20 protein-coding genes and 1 riboswitch are annotated in these 20,965 nt (G+C 71.1%); of the genes, 5 read left to right on the plus strand and 15 right to left on the minus strand.

The genetic code is table 11. The annotated features are described in order from the left end of the window. The 4 genes from ACFU7D_RS18690 to ACFU7D_RS18705 form a co-directional block, all read right to left on the minus strand. Positions 1-1,588 (minus strand): cobyric acid synthase (locus tag ACFU7D_RS18690; protein ID WP_378869806.1); only part of this gene is annotated, 1,588 nt, incomplete at its 3' end. After that, positions 1,585-2,370: a precorrin-6A synthase (deacetylating) gene (cobF, locus tag ACFU7D_RS18695; RefSeq protein ID WP_378730824.1), complete on the minus strand. Its 786-nt coding sequence runs from the start codon at positions 2,368-2,370 to the stop codon at positions 1,585-1,587. The genes cobF and ACFU7D_RS18690, both read right to left, overlap by 4 nt. Further along, positions 2,367-5,993 carry a cobaltochelatase subunit CobN gene (cobN, locus tag ACFU7D_RS18700; protein WP_378869808.1) on the minus strand — a complete coding sequence of 1,209 codons (3,627 nt, stop codon included), beginning with the start codon at positions 5,991-5,993 and terminating at the stop codon, positions 2,367-2,369. The genes cobF and cobN overlap by 4 nt, the downstream gene beginning before the upstream one ends. Before the next feature lie 32 nt (positions 5,994-6,025). Then, positions 6,026-6,170, minus strand: a riboswitch (cobalamin riboswitch). After that, entirely contained in the window at positions 6,148-7,062 is a 915-nt protein-coding gene (locus tag ACFU7D_RS18705; RefSeq protein ID WP_378869810.1) for a winged helix-turn-helix transcriptional regulator, read from the minus strand. Its footprint overlaps the riboswitch before it by 23 nt. A gap of 115 nt (positions 7,063-7,177) precedes the next feature. On the opposite strand from ACFU7D_RS18705, the gene ACFU7D_RS18710 reads away from it, so the two are divergent. Continuing rightward, the gene (locus tag ACFU7D_RS18710) at positions 7,178-8,425 is read left to right on the plus strand and encodes an MFS transporter (RefSeq protein ID WP_378869812.1); all 1,248 of its coding nucleotides are present in this window, start codon (positions 7,178-7,180) and stop codon (positions 8,423-8,425) included. Between the two features lie 4 nt (positions 8,426-8,429). Here the strand turns inward: ACFU7D_RS18710 and ACFU7D_RS18715 are convergent, their stop codons facing one another. Genes ACFU7D_RS18715 through pcaH form a run of 6 tightly spaced genes read right to left on the minus strand, consistent with a single transcriptional unit; the run spans position 8,430 to position 14,211 of the window. Further along, positions 8,430-8,993, minus strand: coding sequence for a GNAT family N-acetyltransferase (locus ACFU7D_RS18715; RefSeq protein ID WP_378869814.1), 564 nt, complete (start codon positions 8,991-8,993; stop codon positions 8,430-8,432). Between the two features lie 10 nt (positions 8,994-9,003). Further along, positions 9,004-10,452 carry a phytoene desaturase family protein gene (locus ACFU7D_RS18720; RefSeq protein WP_378869816.1) on the minus strand — a complete coding sequence of 483 codons (1,449 nt, stop codon included), beginning with the start codon at positions 10,450-10,452 and terminating at the stop codon, positions 9,004-9,006. 9 nt (positions 10,453-10,461) lie between these two features. Then, positions 10,462-11,613: an alpha/beta fold hydrolase gene (locus tag ACFU7D_RS18725; protein ID WP_378869818.1), complete on the minus strand. Its 1,152-nt coding sequence runs from the start codon at positions 11,611-11,613 to the stop codon at positions 10,462-10,464. Continuing rightward, entirely contained in the window at positions 11,613-12,884 is a 1,272-nt protein-coding gene (locus ACFU7D_RS18730; protein WP_378869821.1) for a lyase family protein, read from the minus strand. The genes ACFU7D_RS18725 and ACFU7D_RS18730 overlap by 1 nt, the downstream gene beginning before the upstream one ends. A gap of 8 nt (positions 12,885-12,892) precedes the next feature. Continuing rightward, the gene (gene pcaG, locus ACFU7D_RS18735) at positions 12,893-13,438 is read right to left on the minus strand and encodes a protocatechuate 3,4-dioxygenase subunit alpha (RefSeq protein ID WP_378869824.1); all 546 of its coding nucleotides are present in this window, start codon (positions 13,436-13,438) and stop codon (positions 12,893-12,895) included. Beyond that, positions 13,435-14,211: a protocatechuate 3,4-dioxygenase subunit beta gene (gene pcaH, locus ACFU7D_RS18740; protein WP_378730842.1), complete on the minus strand. Its 777-nt coding sequence runs from the start codon at positions 14,209-14,211 to the stop codon at positions 13,435-13,437. Before pcaH ends, pcaG begins: the two co-directional genes overlap by 4 nt. Positions 14,212-14,295: 84 nt before the next feature. Here pcaH and ACFU7D_RS18745 point away from each other — a divergent pair, with 84 nt between their 5' ends. From ACFU7D_RS18745 to ACFU7D_RS18755, 3 genes are all read left to right on the plus strand, one after another. Next, the gene (locus tag ACFU7D_RS18745) at positions 14,296-15,039 is read left to right on the plus strand and encodes an IclR family transcriptional regulator (protein ID WP_378869826.1); all 744 of its coding nucleotides are present in this window, start codon (positions 14,296-14,298) and stop codon (positions 15,037-15,039) included. Between the two features lie 221 nt (positions 15,040-15,260). Beyond that, on the plus strand, positions 15,261-16,310 hold the full coding sequence (gene cobT, locus ACFU7D_RS18750) for a nicotinate-nucleotide--dimethylbenzimidazole phosphoribosyltransferase (RefSeq protein WP_378869828.1): 1,050 nt from the start codon (positions 15,261-15,263) through the stop codon (positions 16,308-16,310). Further along, positions 16,310-17,077 (plus strand): adenosylcobinamide-GDP ribazoletransferase, encoded by a 768-nt coding sequence (locus ACFU7D_RS18755; RefSeq protein WP_378869831.1) that lies wholly within the window; start codon positions 16,310-16,312, stop codon positions 17,075-17,077. Before cobT ends, ACFU7D_RS18755 begins: the two co-directional genes overlap by 1 nt. 146 nt (positions 17,078-17,223) lie before the next feature. Here the strand turns inward: ACFU7D_RS18755 and cobU are convergent, their stop codons facing one another. Beyond that, complete coding sequence (cobU, locus tag ACFU7D_RS18760) at positions 17,224-17,763, minus strand: bifunctional adenosylcobinamide kinase/adenosylcobinamide-phosphate guanylyltransferase (protein ID WP_378869834.1); 540 nt, start codon at positions 17,761-17,763, stop codon at positions 17,224-17,226. Positions 17,764-17,800: 37 nt separating this feature from the next. Here cobU and ACFU7D_RS18765 point away from each other — a divergent pair, with 37 nt between their 5' ends. Then, a complete protein-coding gene (locus tag ACFU7D_RS18765; protein WP_378869837.1) occupies positions 17,801-18,589 on the plus strand; it encodes a metallophosphoesterase family protein in 789 nt (262 codons plus the stop codon). A 33-nt stretch (positions 18,590-18,622) separates the two neighbouring features. On the opposite strand, the gene ACFU7D_RS18770 is transcribed toward ACFU7D_RS18765, so the two are convergent. Genes ACFU7D_RS18770 through ACFU7D_RS18785 form a run of 4 tightly spaced genes read right to left on the minus strand, consistent with a single transcriptional unit; the run spans position 18,623 to position 20,849 of the window. Beyond that, entirely contained in the window at positions 18,623-19,384 is a 762-nt protein-coding gene (locus tag ACFU7D_RS18770; protein ID WP_378869840.1) for an ABC transporter permease, read from the minus strand. Further along, complete coding sequence (locus ACFU7D_RS18775; RefSeq protein WP_378869843.1) at positions 19,381-20,151, minus strand: ABC transporter ATP-binding protein; 771 nt, start codon at positions 20,149-20,151, stop codon at positions 19,381-19,383. The genes ACFU7D_RS18770 and ACFU7D_RS18775 overlap by 4 nt, the downstream gene beginning before the upstream one ends. Beyond that, positions 20,148-20,519, minus strand: coding sequence for a DUF1048 domain-containing protein (locus ACFU7D_RS18780; RefSeq protein WP_378869845.1), 372 nt, complete (start codon positions 20,517-20,519; stop codon positions 20,148-20,150). Before ACFU7D_RS18780 ends, ACFU7D_RS18775 begins: the two co-directional genes overlap by 4 nt. A gap of 3 nt (positions 20,520-20,522) precedes the next feature. Beyond that, on the minus strand, positions 20,523-20,849 hold the full coding sequence (locus tag ACFU7D_RS18785; protein ID WP_378730860.1) for a PadR family transcriptional regulator: 327 nt from the start codon (positions 20,847-20,849) through the stop codon (positions 20,523-20,525). Between the last annotated feature and the right edge of the window lie 116 nt (positions 20,850-20,965).

Here is a 20,965-nt window from a genome sequence, read left to right on the forward strand (position 1 = left end):
GACCAACACGGTCCGCTGTCGCGCTCGATGGGACCGTGTTGGTCTCGACACGACGTCGTTCGTTCCTCACGACGTCGGCTCGACCAGCGGGAGCGGGGTCGGCTCGACCAGCGGGAGCGGGGTCGGCTCGACCAGCGGGAGCGGAGTCGGCTCGACCGGCGGTCGCGAGGTCGAGCAGGGCGTCGATGTCGAGGTGTTTCTCGACCAGGTCACCGATCAGGTCCAGCCGGCGCTCGCGGGCAGCGGGGAAGGAGATCTCGGACGGGGCTCGGTCGAGTGTCGCTTCGAGGAATGCGCCGCGCAGGGCGTCGCCCTCCAGGCTGCCGTGCCACATCGTGCCGAAGACCTGCCCGGCTCGCGCGCCACCCAGGAACTCCGAGACCCCTTCGCCGCGGGTGATCCGGCCGTGGTGGATCTCGTAGCCGCTCGCCTCGACCCCGAGCGCCGACCCGGTGGGCAGGCGGAGGTTCTTGGCGGGGGTGAAGTCGGTGCGTACGTCGAGCAGGCCCAGTCCCTCGACCTCGGCGACCGATCCCTCGACCCCGTCGGGATCGGCGATCACGCCGCCGAGCATCTGGAAGCCACCGCAGATCCCGAGGAGCGGGCGGCCGCGGCGTACGTGCTCGGTCAGGGCTACGTCGAGGCCACGCGAGCGGAGCCAGGCCAGGTCGCTGATCGTGGACCGGGTGCCGGGCAGGACGACCAGGTCGGCATCGGCGACGTCGGCCGGCGAGGAGGCGAAGACGACGTCGAGGTCCGGTTCCAGGCCGAGCGCGTCGACGTCGGTGAAGTTGGAGATCCGGGGGAGCCGTACGACCGCTACCTTGCGGGTGGCACCGGCTCCCGCCCGCCGCCCGTCGAGGTCGAGCGCGTCCTCGGAGTCGAGCCACAGCGACGGGTCCCAGGGGAGTACGCCGAAGACGGGACGCTCGGTGAGGGACTCCAGCGAGTCGAGACCAGGCTTGAGCAGCCCGGCATCACCGCGGAACTTGTTGATCACAAAACCGCTGATCAGAGCCTGGTCCTCGGGCTCGAGGAGGGCCAGGGTGCCGTACATCGCCGCGAACACCCCGCCCCGGTCGATGTCGCCGACGACCACGGTCGGCAGCCCCGCGTGCCGCGCCAGACCCATGTTGACGTAGTCCCCGGCGCGCAGGTTGATCTCGGCCGGACTCCCGGCGCCCTCCGCGACGATCACGTCGAAGCGCGAGGCGAGATCGTCGTACGCAGCATGGGCCGCGGTCGCCAGATGCCGGCGCCCCGCCTCCCAGTCGTGCGAGGACACCTCACCCGCGGGATGCCCCATCAGCACGACGTGGCTGCGGCGGTCGGAGCCGGGCTTGAGCAGGACCGGGTTCATCGCCGGCTCCGGCGCGACCCGCGCGGCGCGCGCCTGCACCCACTGCGCGCGCCCGATCTCGGCCGTCGTCCCGTCGGGCGCGGCGCAGACCATCGAGTTGTTGGACATGTTCTGGGCCTTGTAGGGCGCCACCTTGACGCCGCGGCGGGCGAAGGCCCGGCACAGCCCGGTCGTCACGACGGACTTTCCGGCGTCGGAGGTGGTGCCGGCGACGAGCAGACCGCTCATCGGCGGGGTGCTCGCAGCAGGTAGATGTCCATCACCCAGCCGGACGTCTCGCGCAACCGTGCCCGAGCTGACTCGATCGCCGGGAGGACCTCTCCGACCACCCCCGCGACCAGCTCCTCCTCACGGGTGCCGAGGTTGCCGCCCCACCAGATCCGCCAGTCCTCGAGCCCGGGGAGGTCGACGACGCGGTTGAGCATCACCACGAGGTTGTCGTGCCCGGCCTCGACGGCCTCGAGCACCGCGCGGCCGGTGGTGACGTAGAGCGGGCGCCCGACGTCGTGGAGCACCAGGCGGTGGCGCGCGGCCAGCAGCTGCACCGAGGAGATCCCGGGGATCACGTCGACCTCGACGTCGAGCTGCGCGGCGATCTGGTCGACGACCCGGATCGTGGAGTCGTAGAAGGCCGGGTCACCCCAGACCAGGAAGCCGACGTCGCCGGGGTGCTCGGCGAGGACCGCGAGATAGCGCTCGACGCGGGCGCGGTGCCACTCCCTGACGGCCGCCTGGTAGTCCTCGTCGGTCCCGGTGAACTCCTCGCGCCGCTCGCGCGGCGCGTCGGCGACCTTCACCACCCGCGCCGGCTGGTCGAGGTGGCGGTCGAGGAGCTCCTCACGGGCCCGCACCAGCGGGTCGGGCATGCCCTTCTTGACCGTCCCCGACTTGTCGGTGACCAGGAAGTAGTCGACCGACCGCATCGCGGCGACGGCCTCGAGGGTGACCTGGTCGGGGTCGCCGGGACCGACGCCGATGATCTTGATCGTGCGCTGCCCAGAAGATGTCATTGGCCTTCCTCCAGATCGCCTTCGATGTCGAGATAGATCTCCTGCATCTGCGCGACGAGCTCGGCGTCGGGCTCCTCCCACAGCCCCCGCTCGGCCGCCTCGTGCAGCCGCTCCACGATCCCGCGCAGCGCCCACGGGTTCGAGGATCGCATGAACTCCTGGTTGGTCTCGTCCAGGACGTACTCGCGGGCGAGCTTCTCGTACATCCAGTCCTGCACCACGCCGGCGGTCGCGTCGAAGCCGAAGAGGTAGTCGACCGTCGCGGCCAGCTCGAAGGCGCCCTTGTAGCCGTGGCGCTGCATCGCCGAGATCCAGCGCGGGTTGACCACGCGAGCCCGGAAGACGCGGTTCGTCTCCTCCTGCAGCGTGCGGGTCTTGATGGCGTCGGGGGAGGTGGAGTCGCCGACGTACGCCTTCGGCTCGCTGCCGGTCAGCGCGCGGACGGTGGCGACCATGCCGCCGTGGTACTGGAAGTAGTCGTCGGAGTCGGCGATGTCGTGCTCGGCGGAGTCGACGTTCTTGGCGGCGACCTTGATCCGGCGGTAGTTGGTGCGCATGTCGTCGGCCGCCGGGGCGCCGTCGAGGTCGCGGCCGTAGGCGAAGCCGCCCCAGGACGTATAGACCTCGGCCAGGTCCTGGTCGGAGCGCCAGTTGCCGGCCTCGATCACCTGCAGGATCCCGGCACCGTACGAACCGGGCTTGGAGCCGAAGATGCGGGCCGTCGCGCGGCGCTGGTCGCCGTGCTCGGCCAGGTCCTCCAGCGTGTGTGCGCGGACGAAGTTGTCCGCGGCCGGCTCGTCCAGGTCGGCCACCATCCGGACCGCGTCGTCGAGCATCGAGACGACGTGGGGGAACGCGTCGCGGAAGAACCCGGAGATGCGTACGGTCACGTCGATCCGCGGCCTGCCGAGCTCGGCGAGCGAGATGACGTCGAGATGGGTGATGCGGCGCGACGCCTCGTCCCACTCCGGCCGCACCCCGAGCAGTGCGAGCACCTCGGCGACGTCGTCGCCGGACGTACGCATCGCGGACGTGCCCCAGACGGAGAGCCCGACCGATGTCGGGTAGTCGCCGGTCTCGTCCAGGTAGCGCTGCAGCAGCGAGTCGGCCATCGCCTGCCCGGTCTGCCACGCCAGCCGGCTCGGGACCGCGCGCGGGTCGACGGTGTAGAAGTTGCGCCCGGTCGGAAGTACGTTGACGAGCCCCCGCAGCGGCGAGCCCGAGGGCCCCGCGGGGACGAAGCCACCGTCCAGCGCGTGCAGGATCGCGGACAGCTCGTCGGTCGTCCCGTTCAGCCGCGGTACCACCTGCTCGGCGGCGAAGACGAGCACCTGCTGCACGGCCGGGTCGTCGTGGAGGGTGCCGGCGACGGCCGGGTCCCAGCCGGCCGCGTCCATCCGCTCCACCAGGCCGCGAGCCTGGGTCTCGATCTCGTCGACCGCGCGGGTGTCGGCGCCCTCCTTGAGCCCGAGCGCCGCCCGCAGGCCGGCCACGGCACCGCCGACACCGCCCCAGACCTGCGAGGCGCGCAGGATCGAGAGCACCAGGTTGACGCGGGCCTCACCCGCCGGCGCGGCACCGAGCACATGCAGCCCGTCGCGGATCTGGGCGTCCTTGATCTCGCAGAGCCAGCCGTCGATGTGGAGCATGAAGTCGTCGAAGTCGTCGTCCTCCGGCCGCTCCTCCATGCCGAGGTCGCGGTGGAGCTCGGCGGCCTTCATCAGCTGCCAGATCTCGCCACGGATGGCGGGCAGCTTGGCGGGGTCCATGGAGGAGATCCGGTCGTACTCCTCCATCAGCGACTCCAGCCGCGCGATGTCGCCGTAGGACTCCGCGCGCGCCATCGGCGGCACCAGGTGGTCGATGATCGTGGCGTGCGCACGGCGCTTCGCCTGGGCACCCTCGCCGGGGTCGTTGACCAGGAACGGGTAGATCAGCGGCATGTTGCCGATGGCCGCGTCCGGGCCGCAGGACGCCGAGAGCGCGGCGTTCTTGCCGGGCAGCCACTCCATCGAGCCGTGCTTGCCGAGATGGACGACGGCGTCGGCGCGGAAGCCGTTCTCCAGCCAGCGGTAGGCGCCCAGATAGTGGTGCGACGGGGGAAGGTCCGGGTCGTGGTAGATCGCCACCGGGTTCTCGCCGAACCCGCGCGGCGGCTGGATCAGGATGACGATGTTGCCGGCCTGGAGGGTGGCCAGGACGAGCTCGCCGTCGTCGTTGACGAACAGGTTGCCCGGCGTCGGACCCCAGGTCTCGACCATCTGTTCGCGCAGGTCAGCGGGGAGATCCTTGGTCCACTCGTCGTAGTCTGCCTTCGAGATCCGGACGTGGGCGTCGGTCAGCTGCGCGTTGGTCAGCCACTCCTCGTCCTGACCGCCCGCGGCGATCAGCGCGTGGATCAGCGCATCGCCGGCAGCGGTGTCGTCAACCCCGTCGAGGAGGCGTACGACCTCGTTGTCGGTGCCCAGGTCATAGCCCTCCTCGCGGAGGCGACGGAGCATCCGGATCGCGGAGACCGGGGTGTCGAGGCCGACCGCGTTGCCGATGCGGGCGTGCTTGGTCGGGTAGGCGGAGAGGACGAGCGCGAGGCGCTTCTCGCCGTTGGGGGTGTGTCGCAGCCGGGCATGGTTGACCGCGATCCTGGCCACTCGGGCCGTGCGCTCGGGGTCGGCGACGTAGTGGGGGAGACCCTGCTCGTCGAGCTCCTTGAACGAGAACGGCGCGGTGATGATCCGCCCGTCGAACTCGGGGATCGCGATCTGGTTGGCCGAGTCGAGGGGCGTGACGCCGTCGTCGGAGGCCTCCCACTCCGCGCGCGAGCTGGTCAGGCACAGGCCCTGGAGCACCGGGATGTCGAGCGCCGCCATCCGCTCCACGTCCCAGGCCTCGTCCTCGCCACCGGCGCTCGCCGAGGCGGGGACCGAGCCGCCGGCCGCGAGCACGGTCACGATCAGCGCGTCCAGGGTGCCGAGCGCCTCGTAGAGGTCGTCGGGGGCAGAACGGAGCGAGCCCGCGAAGACGGGTACGCCGGTGGCCGCTCCGGTCGCGTCGATGGCATCGGCCAGCGCGTGCGCGAACGCGGTGTTCCCGCTGGTCTCGTGGGCGCGGTAGTAGAGCACCCCGATCCGCGCCTTCTCGCTGGTCGAGCCGCCGGAGCCGCTAGGCGGAGGCGTGTCGAGACCAACACGTTCAGCGAACCCCCATGCGGGCACCTCCGCCGGCGGCTCGAACCCGAACCCGGTCAGCAGCACCGTGTCGGAGAGGAACGCGTGCAGCTGGGCGAGGTTCCCCGGTCCGCCCTCGGCGAGATAGCGGTGTGCCTCCGCGGCGACACCCATCGGGACCGTGGAGTGCTCCATCAGCTCGGCGCTCGGCTGCTGCTCGCCGCCGAGGACGACCACCGGGGTGCCGCGCTCCTTGACGGCCCTCAGCCCGTCCCACAGGTCCGTCGGCGAGCCGAGGAGCCGGAAGACCACCAGGTCGACGCCGGCCACGACGGCCTCGAGGTCGGTCGCCCGCGACGGGTTCGCCCAGGCGTAGTCGGCGCCGCTGGCACGGGCCGAGAGCAGGTCGGTGTCCGAGGTGGACAGAAGGGCGATGCGTACGCGTGCAGGGTCGGCCATGCCGGGTCCTCCTAGGGGTTCTCGCCCCGTCGATCGGTCGGATAGCCCGCGGCCAGTGTCTGGCTGTGTCACGCCCGATCCTGGGAGTGACATCACAGTGGCGGAACCGCCCCGGACTCTCACCGGGTTCCTGCGCCACGAGCGTGCTCGCAGCCTACCTCCTGGGCTGCTGCGTCCTCGGGCCGGTAGCGTCGGTGGCGGAAGTTCGTTCGCGGAGAACAGTGAGCATGTCTTCGACTGATCCGCCCGGGTCGGTGATCGGGGCCTGGACGTGCCGCACGACGCCGGCCGGGTCCAGGAGAAGGGAGACCCTCTTGAGCCGGTCAGCGCCGCCGGCACGGAAGACCGGCAGCCGGTAGGCGCCTGCGGCAACCCCGTCGGCGTCCGAGGCGAGGTCGTACGGCAGGTCGGCATGTTCCGCGAACGCGGCCAGCTGGTCGGGGCGCTGGGTGCTCACCCCGACCACGCGGGCGCCGAGCGTCGTGAAGTCGGAGTAGTGCTCGGCGTAGGTCTGGCACTCCAGCGTGCAGCCCCGGGTCCCGGGGATATCGCCCCAGCCCGGGGGGTAGCCGTGGCTCTTCGGCGCATAGGCACCGGGGAAGAAGAAGGCGACGGTCCAGGTGTCCTCGCCGGTCATGTGGAGGCGGGTGTCGCGGTGCGAGGTGATCTCGACGTCCGGCGGCGTCGTGCCCAGCAGGTCCTCGAGGCGGCGCTCCTCGTCCGGTCCGGCGGTCGCGGTCAGGGTGCCGTCGCCCATGACGTACCGCGTTCCCCACTCCTGGAGAGCGACCAGGACGGGCAGTAGCCCGCGGCCGCGCCCGGTCAGCTGGTAGTCGTAGCGCAGCGGGCGGTCGGTGTAGGCGTGCTTGGCGAGGACGCCGTCGGCGACGAGCGAGTTGAGCCGCTCTGTGAGCGCGCGGCGGCTGAGCCCGAGCTCACGGACCAGGCCGTCGAACCGGGTCACCCCGGCGGCGCACTCGCGCACGATCAGCAGGCTCTGCCAGTCGCCGATGACGCCGAGCGCCTGCGCGATCCCGCAGTCGGCGTCGGTGAGGTCATCGCGGCGCATCGGCGTCTCCTTGGTCGGTCGGGCAATTCGGGTGGCGGCCTCGACGCATACATGGTTGCATATAGTTCCAATTTGGAACTCACCCGGAAGGGCTCGGATGGAAGAGGTACGCCGCGTGGCGCGGTCATTCTGGCTTTACTGGTCCGCCGGCACCTTGAGCGGCGTAGGGACCGCGGTCACTGCCGTCGCATTGCCGCTGACCGCGGTGACGGTGCTGGGGGCGAGCGCGTTCGAGATGGGGCTGCTCGCGGCGGCCGGGTATCTCTCCTGGATCCTCATCGGCCTGCCCGCGGGCGCGATCGTGCAGCGACTCCCGTTGCGCCGCGTACAGGTCCTCGCGGATCTCGCGCGCGCCGCCGCGATCCTCAGTGTTCCGTTGGTGTGGTGGGCAGGTGGCCTCACGCTGGTTCAGCTGCTGGTCGTCGCACTCGCGGTCAACTTCGCCGAGGTGCTCTTCTTCGCCGCGAATACGACGTTCCTGCCGAGCGTGGTCCCGAAAGAGCAGCTGACCAGCCGGAACAGCCTCATCTCCGGCACTCACGCCGCGACCCAGCTGGGTGGGCCGTCGCTCGGCGGTGTGCTTGTCCAGGTGATCGGCGCCGTCCCCGCGCTGTTCGTCGATGCCCTCTCGTACCTCGGCTCGGCGATCCTGCTGCAACGGCTTCCCGAGCGTCGTCAGCCCCAGGGCGACACCTCGGAGTCGATCGCATCGATGGTGGCCGAGGGCTGGCGGTTCGTGACCCGGCACCCGGTGATGGCGCCGGCCACGTGGTGGGCCTGTGTGGTCAACTTCGTATGCGGGGTTCAGCTCGCGTTGTTCGCCTACTACCTGGTCCACGAGCTCGACACCCCGCCCGGTCTCGTCGGCATCCTGCTCGCCTCCGAGGGCATCGGCTCGCTGGTCTTCGCCGCGATCACACCCTGGCTGGTTCGTCGATTCGGCTCTGCCAGGGTGCTGATGTTCGAGGGCCTGCTCGGTGCGATCGGGGCAGCGGTGATCCCGCTCGGCAGCGGCTGGGTCGGCTGGGTCTGCTTCGCTGCCGGAAACCTGCTCTTCGCCGGCAGCGTCGTGCCAGGCAGCGTGGTCACCCGGACCTACCGGCAGGTCGCCAGCCCGCCGGAGCTGCTCTCACGCGTGATGGCGACCGTGCGGTTCGTGTCGTGGGGAGTCATTCCGGTCGGCAGCCTCGTGGCCGGCCTGAGCGCGGAGCTGATCGGTCCCCGTCTCACGCTCCTCGGATCCGCTGCGGTGCTCCTGCTCGGACCAGTCGTCCTCTGGAAGAGCCCGATCCGGACGCTGCGCAACCTCGAGGACTTCGAGGAACCGGGAGCGAAGGTCGGCCTGTCCGCCGCTGACAGGTGAGGCCCTATCTGCTCTGCTCGGACACCAGCCAGGCCTCGCGGGTGATCTCGTACTCGACCTCGCCGTCGGCGTGCCCGGCGAGCGGTTCCTCGAAGGACTCGTGGAAGGCGCGTACGAAGCTCATCCCGACCGACACCATAGTCGCGCGCGAGGCGTCGTTGACGGCCATCGTCTGCGCGATCACCCGGTCGACGCCGAGGTCCTCGAACCCGTGACGGAGCAGCTCGAGCGAGCCTTCCTTCGCGTAGCCCTTGCGCCAGTGGCGCTGCGGAAGCCGGTAGCCCAGCTCGGCGGCATCGGTGCGCGGCGGGCTGTCGGGCGGCTCGAACATGTAGAGCCCGACGGCCTCACCGGCCGAATGACCGATCCACTTGCCCTGCCCCTCCGTCTCCTTCGCCACTCGGATCCACCGGTGCATCCGCTCCTCGGTCTCCGCAGGCGTGAGCGCGCGGGTGAACAGGTGGCGCAGCACCACCGGGTCCGAGTTGAGCTCGACCAGGAACGGCAGGTGCTCTTCGCTCAGCGGGACCAGCTCGAGCCGTTCGGTGTGCAGGATCGCCTGGGGCATGAGCGAGAGGCTAACCAGGAGGTACGCCGCCGGCACCTGGTTTCTGGTTCAGACCGAGGTGGCGCAGCGCCCGTCGGGCGGCGTGGTAGCCGCACATGCCGTGGACGCCCGGCGCCGGCGGCGTCGCCGCGGAGCACAGGAACATCCCCGGGATGCCGGTTTCGTAGGTGGCGAGGGTGGGGCGGATGACGAGCTGGCGCAGCGTGTTGGCGCCGCTGCCGATGTCACCGCCGACGTAGTTGAGGTTGTACGCGGCATAGTCGGCCGGCGTGGTGACGTGGGTGTCGACGATCTGCGAACGGAAGCCGGGGGCGAAACGCTCGATCTGGGCCAGGACCGCGTCGGTCGCATCGCCCCCGTAGGCGTGCGGGACCTGGGCGTAGGCCCAGACCGGGTTGAGGCCGTCGGCCGAGCGCGACGGGTCGGCGACGTACTGCTGCCCCACCAGCACGAACGGTCGCTCCGGCATCCGGCCGGCAGCGATCGCCTGCTCGCTCGATGCCACCTCCGCGATCGTCCCGCCGAGGTGCACGGTGCCCGCGCGCCCGACCTGCGGGTCGCGCCAGGGGATCCCGCCGCGTACTGCCAGGTCGAGCTTGTACGCCGCGGGTCCGAGCTGCCACCGCCGCATGGCCCGTCGTGGGCGCTGCGGCAGAGCGTCCCCGACGATGTCGGCGAAGCCGCCGGGGCTGGTGTCGAAGAGGGTGACGTCCGCCTCGGGCAGGTCGGCGCGGCTGCGGACCGTGACCCCTGTGACGACGGTGCCGCCCAGCTCTTCGAGGAGCCTCGCCATGGCGAGGGTGATCGAGTGCGAGCCGCCCTCGGCGACCGGCCACCCGTGCCGGTGCCCGCTGACCACGAGCATCGTGCCCACCGCCGAGGTGCCGGGCCGGTCGAGTGGCTGGAACGCGTGCGCGGCGCAGCCCGCGAAGAGCGCCCTCGCCTTCTCCTCCCGGAACGCTCGCGCGAGCACGGTCGCCGGCGGGGCGGCCCGGATCCCGAAGCCGGCCATCCGGAGCGGCCTCCTCGGCAGGCGAAGCAGCGGAGCGAGAATCTGGTCGGTGATCGAGTCGAAGTCGCGTACGACGGGGCCGAAAACCTGCTCCCAGCGCCGCCCGTCGGCGCCGACCCCGGCAGCCGTCGTCTCGACCGAACGGTGCAGCAGCGCGGCCTCGCCCTCATCGAGCGGATGGGCGAGCTCGATCTCGGGAAAGCGCCAGGTCAGGCCGTACCTCTCCAGCTTCAGCTCGCGGAAGAGCGGCGAGGCCACCCCGAGCGGGTGGATCGCCGAGCAGATGTCGTGGCGCAGCCCGGGCAGGGTCAGCTCGGCGGTGCGCGTACCGCCGCCGATGGTCTCCGCGGCCTCGAGGACAGTCACCCTCACTCCCCGCTGCGCGAGCACGATCGCAGCCGCCAGGCCGTTGGGTCCGGCGCCTACGACGGTCGCGGTGCGGGTCACGTCGACAAACTATTCGTTCAGGACCCGGTTGGCGACGGCAAAGGCGGTGTTGGCCGCCGGTACCCCGACGTAGATCGAGGTCTGCAGGAGCACCTCGATGATCTCCTCGCGGGTCAGCCCGTTGGTGAGCGCGGCGCGGAGGTGGAACTCGAGCTCCTCGAAGTGGCGCCCGGCGACCAGGGCGGTGAGCACGCCGATCGAGCGGTCCCGGCGGGCCAGGCCGGGGCGGGTCCAGATCGTGCCCCAGGCGTAGCGCGTGATCAGGTCCTGGTAGTCGCGGTTGACGTCGGTGATCGCGGCGGTGGCTCTGTCGACGTGGTCGTCGCCGAGCACCTGACGGCGTACGTTCATCCCGGCCGCGTAGGCCGGGTCCGAGGCCCGCACGTGGGAGGTGATCAGGGTGGCGACGGCGTGCGGCGCCTCGGCGGGGGCGAGGTGGCCGACGGCATCCAGGCTGACGAGCCGCCCGTTGCGCACCCCGACGGCGATCTCCTCGAGCGAGGCAGGCGGGGTCGGGGCGTCGTCGACTCCCGCGATCGCCAGGACCGGCGCAGCGATCTCGGCGAGCCGGCCGCGGACGTCGTACGCCGCCAGCGCCTCGCAGACCAGCGCGTAGCTCTCCGCGTCGGCGTCGCGCAGCGAGTGGAGCAGGGCACCGCCCCGGGCGGGCTCGCGCTCGAGGAAGCCGGGGGCGAACCAGCGCTGGGTGGAGCCGGCGATCTGGGAGGCGGTGCCGGCCTTGCGGACTGTCGCCGCCCGGTCGTGCCACCCCTCGGGCTCGCCGATCTTGGCGCCGGTGTTGGTGAGCACCGCGGCGCTCACCCGGGTGGGTGCGTCGAGCAGGAGCTGGAGGCCGACGGCTCCGCCGACCGAGTCGCCGGCGTAGGCGAAGGTGCCGTGGCGCTCGCCGCGGTCGGCCAGGACCCCGTCGACGCAGGCGAGCACGCCCGCCGCGAGGTCGGCCATGGAGAACACCTCGCCGGTGGGTGCGCCGTGGCCGTGGCCCGGGAGCTCCCAGCCGATGACGTGGAAGCTGTCCGCGAGCAGCTCGGCGGTGGCCGACCAGAGCGCGGTGATCGAGGTGCCCAGTGACGGGCCGACGACCAGGATCGGCTTGCTCGCGTCTCCGGCCAGCTCGACGGGGGTGATCCTCGGGGTCATCACAGGTCCTTCCAGATCTCGTGGGCGCGGGCGACCGCGGAGTCGATGAGGGCGTCGGTGGCGCCGAGGCTGGACTCAAGAGAATTGGCGTCGAGACCGGTCGCGGCATCGGTTCCGGCGAGTATTTCGCCTCCCACGAACCCGGTCAGCGACCGCTGCTCGGCCAGCAGGTCAGCCACCGCGGCCTCGGCGGTGGCGCGCATCCGGGCGGCGTCGACGCGGAGCCCGGCGAGGAGCTCGGTGGTCTGCGAGGCGGCGACGGCGCTGCGGCGGGCGAGGGTCGACAGGGTCTCCCACTCGACGTGCCAGGCACCGTCGGGGCGCTCGTCGACATAGCTCGCTGCCGCGGTGTGGAGGGTCGCGGCCAGCGGGGGAGCGGCGAGTGCGTGGCGACGGATGAGGACCGAGAGCACCGGGTTGGACTTGTGCGGCATGGTCGAGGAACCACCGCGTCCCTCACCGGCCGGCTCGGCGAGCTCGCCGATCTCCGGGCGGGTCAGCACAGTGGTATCGGTGGCGATCCGGCCCCAGGTGTCGGCCGCGGTGACCAGCGCGTCGGCGGCCGCGGTCAGCGGGGCGCGGTTGGTGTGCCAGGGGGCTCGCGAGGTCAGTCCGAGGTTCGTCGCCGCGGTCGTGGCCGCCTCCTGGGCGGCGGCCACGGGATCGCCGAGACCGCGGAGCCGGGCCAGGCCGACGACCGCCGCCAGGGTGCCGGCCGCGCCCCCGATCTGGGCGGGCAGCGACGTACGCGTCCGGCGGAGGGCCTCGGCGGCATCGCTCAGCCCGGAGAGCCAGGTCGCGGCCTTGAGCCCGAAGGTGATCGGCACCGCGTGCTGGGTCAGGGTGCGTCCGGACATCACCGTGGCGCGGTGGTCCCGGGCAAGCCCGACGAGCGAAGCGGCCTGCGCGCCGAGCTCGTCCTCGACGCGATCGAGGACATCACGCAGGCAGAGCACGAGCGCGGTGTCGACCACGTCCTGGCTGGTCAGGCCCTTGTGGAGCCACCGGGCGGCCTCACCGTCGAGCCTGCCACGCAGCAGCTTGACGAGGCCGATGACCGGGTTGCCCCCTGCCTCCGCACCCTCGGCGAGCCCCCGGACGTCGTCCGCGGAGACCAGGTCGGCCAGCGGCGTACGTGCTTGTGCCGGGGCGATCCCGGAGGAGACGGACGCGGCCAGCCAGGCCTCCTCGACCCGCACCATCGCAGCGAGATAGGCCGCCTCGGAGAAGAGATCCCCGGCGCGCTCCTCGCCGGGCCACAGCAGCGACATTCGACTCCTCAGCCGTAGGTGAGAAAGGTGGTCTCGCGGTCGCCCTGGAGGTGGATGTCGAACCGCAACCCGGTTGCGTCCGCCGATGCCACCAGGGTCGCACGCTCGTCCTCGGACAGCGACACCAGCAGGGTGTCGCCGGCGTTGGCGGGGTGCTCGGGCAGGTAGATCCGGGTGTGCAGCCTGTCGAGCAGACCTCGGGCGAACACGGTGAGAGCGAAGAACGGCGCCCTGCCCTCATCAGAAGCGCCCGGGAGCACCGTCGAGAACGTGTAGTGACCGCTCGGGTCGGTGTCGGCGCGGCCCCAGCCGGTGAAGGTCCAGCCGTCGCGGTGCAGGGAACCCTCCGCCTGCGGGATGTTGCCCTCGGCGTCGGTCTGCCAGATCTCGAGCAGCGCGTCGGGGATCGGGTTGCCGGCACCGTCGTAGACATGGCCGTGCAGCCGGATCGAGCCGGCGCTGCCCGGCGGTACGAGGTCGGCGTCGCCCTCGTAGGGCAGGGCGTAGCCGAAGAACGGGCCGATCGTCTGGCCAGGCGTCGGGACGGTGCTCACAGGTCGCCCTCCTCGGGCTCGGTCCAGGTGCGGCTCGGGCCGGTCAGGACGATGTCCCAGTTGTAGCCCATCGAGTACTCGGGGGTGGAGAGGTCGTGGTCGTACGCCGCGACGAGGGCGTCACGGTCCCGCTGGGAGGTGATCGACTGGTAGATCGGGTCGAGCGCGAAGAGCGGGTCGCTGGGGAAGTACATCTGCGTGATCAGCCGCTGCGTGAAGGCGCGCCCGAAGAGCGAGAAGTGGATGTGCGCCGGCCGCCAGGCGTTGATGTGGTTGCCCCAGGGGTAGGGGCCGGGCTTGATCGTCTGGAACCGGTAGCGACCCTCGGAGTCGGTGATGCAGCGGCCGACACCGGTGAAGTTGGGGTCGAGCGGCGCCGGGTGCTGCTCGCGCTTGTGGATGTAGCGACCCGCGGAGTTGGCCTGCCAGATCTCGACGAGCTGGTTGCGTACGGGGCGCCCCTCGCCGTCGGTCACGCGGCCGCTAACCGTGATCCGCTCGCCGATCGGCTCGTTGCTGCCGGCGATGGTCAGGTCGGCCTCGAGCGGGTCCACGTCGGAGTTCCCGAAGCACGGGGCCCACAGCTCGATGGTCTCGGGGTCGGCGTGGCGCGGGTCCTTGGTGGGGTGGCGCAGGATGCTGGATCGGTAGGGCGGGTAGTCCAGCAGGGGCTGACGTACGTTCTGACCCTCGGCGTCTGCCTCGATGCTGAGCTTCTCGAGCTCGGCGATCTCGGCCGAGAGGTCGGCTTGAGTCTCGGTGGTCGCTGTCACGTTCCGAACGCTAGGTGGCGGAGGCGTACGATGAAAGCACGGACTTCCGCTGAGCGAAAGGTCTGATGGAAAGAGGTGGGGCTCATGGCAGGTGGCAGCGGAGGGCGCACGGTCGCCTCGCGCGTCCTCGGTCTGATCGGCGCCTTCGACGCCGGCCATCGCCGGCTCACGCTCAGCGAGCTCGCCGCGCGCGCTGACCTCTCCCTCCCGACCGCCCACCGCCTGGTCGCCGAGCTGGTCGAGTGGGGTGCTCTGGTGCGGGACATGGACGGGACCTATGTGGTGGGGCGCCGGCTGTGGGACGCCGGCCTGCTCGCCCCGGTCGCGACCGACCTGCGCTCGGTCGCGGCACCGTTCCTCCACGACCTCTACGGGGCGACGCTGGAGACCGTCCACCTGGCCGTTCGCGAGGACGACCACGTGCTCTACCTCGAGACCCTGCGCGGCACCCGCAACGTACCCATCGTCTCCTCGGTCGGCTCGCGCCTGCCGATGTACTCCACCGGCGTAGGCAAGGTGCTCCTGGCTCATGCGCCCGAGGACGTACGCAACCGGGTGCTGGCCGGCCCGCTCAGGCCGTTCACCCGCCACACCATCACCACCCCCGGCCTGCTGCGGCGCCAGCTCGACCGGGTGATCACCGAGGGCTACGCGACCACCGCCGAGGAGATGACCCTCGGCGCCTGCTCGGTCTCGGTCCCGATCACCACCGGCGCAGGCGTCGTCGGCGCCCTCGGCATCGTCGTCTCCGACCTCCGCCGCAACCGCCTCCGCCTCGTCTCCGCCCTTCGTGTCGCTGCCCAAGGCGTCGCCCGCGCCCTCCCCTGAGTCCGGTAGTCGATCCGTCGTCCCCCGCTGGTCGAGCCGTCTCCGCTGGTCGAGCCGTCGTCCCCCGCTGGTCGAGCCGCCGGAGCCGCTAGGCGGAGGCGTGTCGAGACCAACACGGTCCGTCGGCGCTCGATGGCGCCGTGTTGGTTTCGACACGCTCGCTGGCGCTCGCGGCTCAACCAGCGGGAGCGGGCGGTGCCGGGGTGAGGTACCTTGCGCGAGTGACGATCCAGACCCCGAACGAAGACGTACGCCGCGCTGCCACCGAGCGCCTAGGAGCCCTCGCGACGCCTCCTGGCGCCTTGGGTCGCCTGGGAGAGCTCGCGGTCTGGGTGGCCGCGTGCCAGGGCGAGGTGCCGCCGCGGCCGGTCGAGAACGTACGCCTGGTGATCTTCGCCGGGGACCACGGCGTCGCCCAGCACGGGGTCTCGGCGTTCCCGCCGGCGATCACCGGCGCGATGGTGCGTACGTTCCTGGGCGGTCGGGCCGGGGTCAGTGCGCTCGCGAAGGCCCACGGCGTCCAGGTCCGGGTGCTCGACCTCGGTGTCGACGAGGAGTTCGAGGATCTCGACGCGACGACCCGCGAGGCGCTGACCCGGCACAAGATCCGGCGAGGGAGCGGCGCAATCCATCTCGAGGACGCGCTGACCGCCGAGGAGACCTCGCGCGCGCTGGAGGCCGGCGCCGCGGTGGCCCGTGAGGAGATCGCGGCCGGTGCGGAGCTGCTGATCAGCGGCGACATGGGCATCGGCAACACCACCCCTGCGGCCGCGATGGTGGCCGCCGGGCTCGGGCTTCCCGCCAGCGAGGTCACCGGTCGTGGCACCGGTATCGGCGACGACGCGCTGCGTCTGAAGGCCGACGTGATCGCCGCCGCCCTCGCTCGTGCCGGCGAACGCACCGCTGACCCGATCCAGACCCTCGCCGCGCTCGGCAGCGCAGACCTCGCCGCGACCACCGGCTACCTCCTCGAGGCCGCCCGCCAGGGCACCCCGGTCCTCCTCGACGGTCTGATGAGCGTCGCCTGCGCCCTGACCGCCGACCGGATCGAGCCCGGCGCTGCGGCCTGGTTCGCCGCCGGCCACCGCTCCACCGAGCCCGCTCAGTCGATGGCCCTGGAGAAGCTCGGCCTGGTGCCGCTGCTCGACCTCGACCTGCGGCTCGGCGAGGGCTCTGGCGCGGTCGCCTCGGTCCCAGTCGTACGCAGCGCTGTCGCCCTGCTGCGCGACGTCGCCCTGCTCTCCGAGCTCGCTCCTGGAGACCCTGCCTGATGCTCGTACGGGACGCCTGGCGTCTCGCGGTCGGCACGCTGACCGCGATGCCCGTGCCTCCTCCCGAGCAGGTCGACCGCCGTCGGGCCGCGGTGGCGATGGCGGTCGCGCCTCTGGCCGCGCTGCCCCTCGCACTGGGTGCCGGCGCTATCGCACTCCTGGGGCAGCTCGCCGGGCTACCGCACTCGGTCGCCGCCCTGCTCGCGATCGGCGCCGTCGTCGTCGGCAACCGGGCGCTCCACCTCGACGGCCTCGCCGACACGGTCGACGGGATGGCCGCTTCCTACAACCGCGAGCGCTCGCTGGCGGTCATGAAGACCGGCACCTCCGGCCCGGCCGGGGTCACCGCGATCGTCCTCGTCCTCGGTCTCCAGGTGGCGGCGCTGGCCTCCGTGCTGGACGGCGAGGCCGTACGCTCCGCGGTGCTCGTCGCCGTCGCCGTCTGCTCCTCGCGAGCGGCCCTCGCACTGTGCTGCACCCGCGGCATCCGGCCGGCGCGCGAGGACGGCCTCGGGCGTACGTTCACCCAGACCCTGCCACCCTTCGTCACCGTTCTCGTCTGGGCCGTCGTCGCAGCCGCGCTCGTCGGCGCCGGCGCCTGGGCCGGCTTGCCGTGGTGGAGAGGAGCCCTCGCCGTCGCTCTTGCCGCGGCCGTCGTCGGCGCACTCGTCCTGCGGGCGATCCGGCGGTTCGGGGGAGTGACCGGCGACGTCTTCGGTGCGGCCGTCGAGGCGGCGCTGGCGGTGCTGCTCGTCGCCCTGGCCTGACACCCCCCGCTGGTCGAGCCGGATTCGTGAGGAACGAGCGAATCCGTGTCGAGACCAACACGGTGCGCTCCGCGCTCGATGGGACCGTGTTGGTCTCGACACGCTCGGCCGCAGGCGGCCTCGCGGCTCGACCGACGGGGGAGGGGTTAGAGCTTCAGCACCCGTCCGGCGATGACGAGGTGCACCTCGTCGCAGGCCGCGGCCAGTCGCTGGTTGACCAGCCCGAGCAGGTCGCGGAAGAGGCGGCCCGAGCGATGGGCCGGCACGACGCCGAGGCCGACCTCGTTGGTCACCAGCACCACGTCGCCGTTGTCCCGGCCGAGGACCGCGGCCGCGTCGTCGACCAGCGCCGAGACCGCAGCGGTCGCCTCCTCCGAGGTGGCCTCCCACAGCCCGCGCGAGTCCATGACGGCGGTGAGCCAGGTGCCCAGGCAGTCGACCATCACCGCATCACCGGCCGCGAGACCGTCGGCCAGCGCCCCCGCGAGATCCCTCGCCTCGACCGTCCGCCACCCCTCCGGCCTCCGGGAACGATGCGAGGCCAGCCGTGCGGCCCAGTCGGGATCCGGCTCCTCCTCGAGCGTCGGCCCCGGCGCGACGTACGCCACCGAGGGCGCTGCCGCGAGCAGCGACTCGGCATGCCGCGACTTCCCCGACCGCACCCCACCCGTCACCAGAATCCTCACCGGGCCAGTCTCCCAGTCATCGCATAGCCTGCGACCCATGACCCCAGAGCGCATCGCGCTGATCTCGGACGTACACGGCAATCTCACCGCCCTCGAAGCCGTCCTCGCGGACATCGAGGCACGTGGGATCACCAGGATCTTCAACCTCGGCGACTACGTCGGCAAGGGCCCGCGAGGCCGCGAGGTCGCCGAGATCTGCCGGGAACGGTGCGAGGTCAACATCCTCGGCAACTGGGAGGACTTCCTGCTCGCCCCCGAACCCGACTTCGGCCGCGAGGCGGTCGGGCTGATGTGGTGGCGGCTGCAGGCGTGGGAGCAGGCCGAGTGGCTGCGTACGCTCCCGTTCTGTCACGACTTCACGATGAGCGGTCGCCGGATCCGGCTCTTCCACGCCTCCGAGGAGACCGTCCACCGCCGGGTCAGGTTCGATCACGACGAGCAGGAGTTCCTGGGCCTGTTCCAGAACACCGAGGCCACCGGCTTCGACCGGCCCGAGCCCGACATCGTCGGCTACGCCGACACCCACGACCCCTACTACGAGACCGACCGGGACCGGCGCACGGTCTTCAACACCGGCAGCGTCGGCAACTGCATGAGCGACCCGACCCCGGTCTACGTCATCCTCGAGGGCGTGATGGACAGCGACCAGGAGGCGCCGTTCGGCATCCAGTGGGTCCGGGTGCCCTACGACGCGGAGGCCGAGATCGCGTACGCCGCTGAAGAGGGCATGCCCGAGCTCGAGGAGTACACCTACGAGCTGCGGACGGGCTTCTACCGGGGCAACCTCAGGGACGGCGAGCAGCCGACCTACCACCGCAAGGGGTAGGTCGGCTCTTCGCCGTTCCTGAACCTGAAGCCGTCAACTGATCTTGCGCCGGTAGACAGCCATCGCGGCGACGTACGAGGCGACCAGGATGCCCACGCACCAGGCCAGCGCGATCCAGATGTCGTCACCGACCGGCTGCCCCGCGAAGAGCGCCTGGATGGTGTTGACGATCGAGGTGACCGGCTGGTTCTCGGCGAAGGCGCGCACCGGGCCGGGCATCGTCTCCGTCGGCGCGAACGCCGAGCTGATGAACGGCAGGAAGATCAGCGGGTAGGAGAACCCGGTGGCCCCCTCCATGGTCTGTGCCGCCAGCCCGGGGATGACCGCGAGCCAGGTCAGCGCCAGCGTGAGCAGCGCCAGGATCCCGGCGACCGCGAGCCAGGCGCCCAGGTCCGCCGAGGTGCGGAAGCCCATCACGAACGCGACGCCGAGGATGATCACCATGGTCAGCATGTTGGCCACCATCGAGGTCCCGACATGCGCCCACAGCACCGCCGAGCGGGCGATCGGCATCGACTGGAACCGCTCGAAGATCCCGCTCTTCATGTCGGTGAAGAGCCGAAGTGCGGTGTACGCGATGCCCGAGGCGATCGCCATCACCATGATCCCGGGGAGCACATAGTTGACGTAGTTGTCGGTGCCGGTCCGGATCGCGCCGCCCAGCACGTAGACGAAGAGCAGCATCATCGCGATCGGCGTGAGCGCGGTGGTGATGATCGTGTCAGGGCTGCGGGTGATGTGTCGCAGCGAGCGCCCCAGCAGGGTGCCGGCGTCGGCGAATGCGTGCTTGTTCATGCCTGTCCTCCTCGGGTGGAGCCGGTGAGCGAGAGAAAAATTTCTTCCAGCGAAGGCTGCTTCTCGACGTACTCGACCTTCGCCGGCGGCAGCAGCGCCTTGAGGTCGGCGAGGGTGCCGTTGGCGATGATCGTCCCGCCGTGCAGGATCGCGATCCGGTCGGCGAGCTGCTCGGCCTCCTCCAGATACTGCGTGGTGAGCAGGACGGTCGTGCCCTGCTCGGTGAGCTCCTTGACGACCTTCCACACCTCCAGCCGCGCCTCCGGATCCAGCCCGGTGGTCGGCTCGTCGAGGAAGATCACCGACGGCGACCCGATCAGCGACATCGCGATGTCCAGCCGCCGCCGCATACCCCCGGAGTAGGTCGCGACCTTCCGGCCTCCCGCCTCGACCAGGTCGAAGCGCTGCAACAGTCCGTCGGCGATGTCGCCGGGGGAGGGGAGGTGGCGCAGCTTCGCGACCAGGACCAGGTTCTCCCGGCCGGTCAGGATCTCGTCGACCGCCGCGAACTGGCCGGTCAGCGAGATCGCCTCCCGCACCTGCTGCGCCTCCTCGACCACCGAGGCACCCTCGACCAGAGCCGCGCCGGCATCCGGTTTCAGGAGCGTCGAGAGGATGCGTACGGCAGTCGTCTTTCCGGCCCCATTGGACCCGAGCAGCGCGAAGATCGTGCCCCGCGCCACCTCGAAGTCCACGCCTCGCAGGACCTGGTTGTCCTTGTAGGACTTCTCCAGCCCTCGTACGGAGATGGCTGCTGTCGCGCTCATGACTCGTCCTCCTTGTTGATGGTGTCGATGGCGTCCTCGAGCCGAGTGCGCTCCTTCTTGATCCAGGCGCCCTCGGAGTAGTTCCGGGCGAACTCCTCGACGAACTCGACCGGGTCGTCGCCCACGATCGCGCTCACCGGAGTGCCGTCGGCGGCGCTCTGCTCGAAGAGGTCGAGCAGGTCGCCACCCATCTGGGTGAGCACCTCGCCGTCGGCGATGCCACCGGCGTACATCAGGTAGCGCTGCACCGCGTCGTGCGCCTTGCGGTGGCTCGGGGGCAGCTGTGCCACGCGCGCTTTGTAGGAACGCCACCGGCGCTTCTGGTCGATGCTGCCGACCACGGTCTCGAAGATCGATCGGATGGACATCTCTTACTTCCCTTCTCGGAGGTTCTCCAGGCGCTCGGCCAGGAACCCCCACGTCGTCCAGAACTCGTCCAGGTACTTCTCGCCCGCCTCGTTGAGCGAGTAGACCTTCCGCGGCGGCCCCTTCTCGCTCGGCCGCTTCTCCACGTCCACCAGCCCGTTCTTCTCGATCCGGACCAGCAGCGCGTACACCGTGCCCTCGGCGATCTCGGTGAACCCCTGGCTCCGCAGCCAGGTCGTGATCTCGTATCCGTACGCCGGGTTGCCGGTCAGGAACGCCAGCACGATCCCCTCGAGCGTTCCCTTGAGCATCTCGGTCATCTGCTTGCCCATCGGGCACCTCCCCTCTGCCCATTTCCGGGCTACTCAGTAATGCTGACTACCAGTACATAGTAGCGCTGAGTAGTGGTTCGAGCGCAAGTCCTTATCGCGAGCAGAAATGCCAGCGG

It is taken from the genome of Nocardioides sp. NPDC057577 (assembly GCF_042801335.1).
GTDB lineage: Bacteria > Actinomycetota > Actinomycetes > Propionibacteriales > Nocardioidaceae > Nocardioides.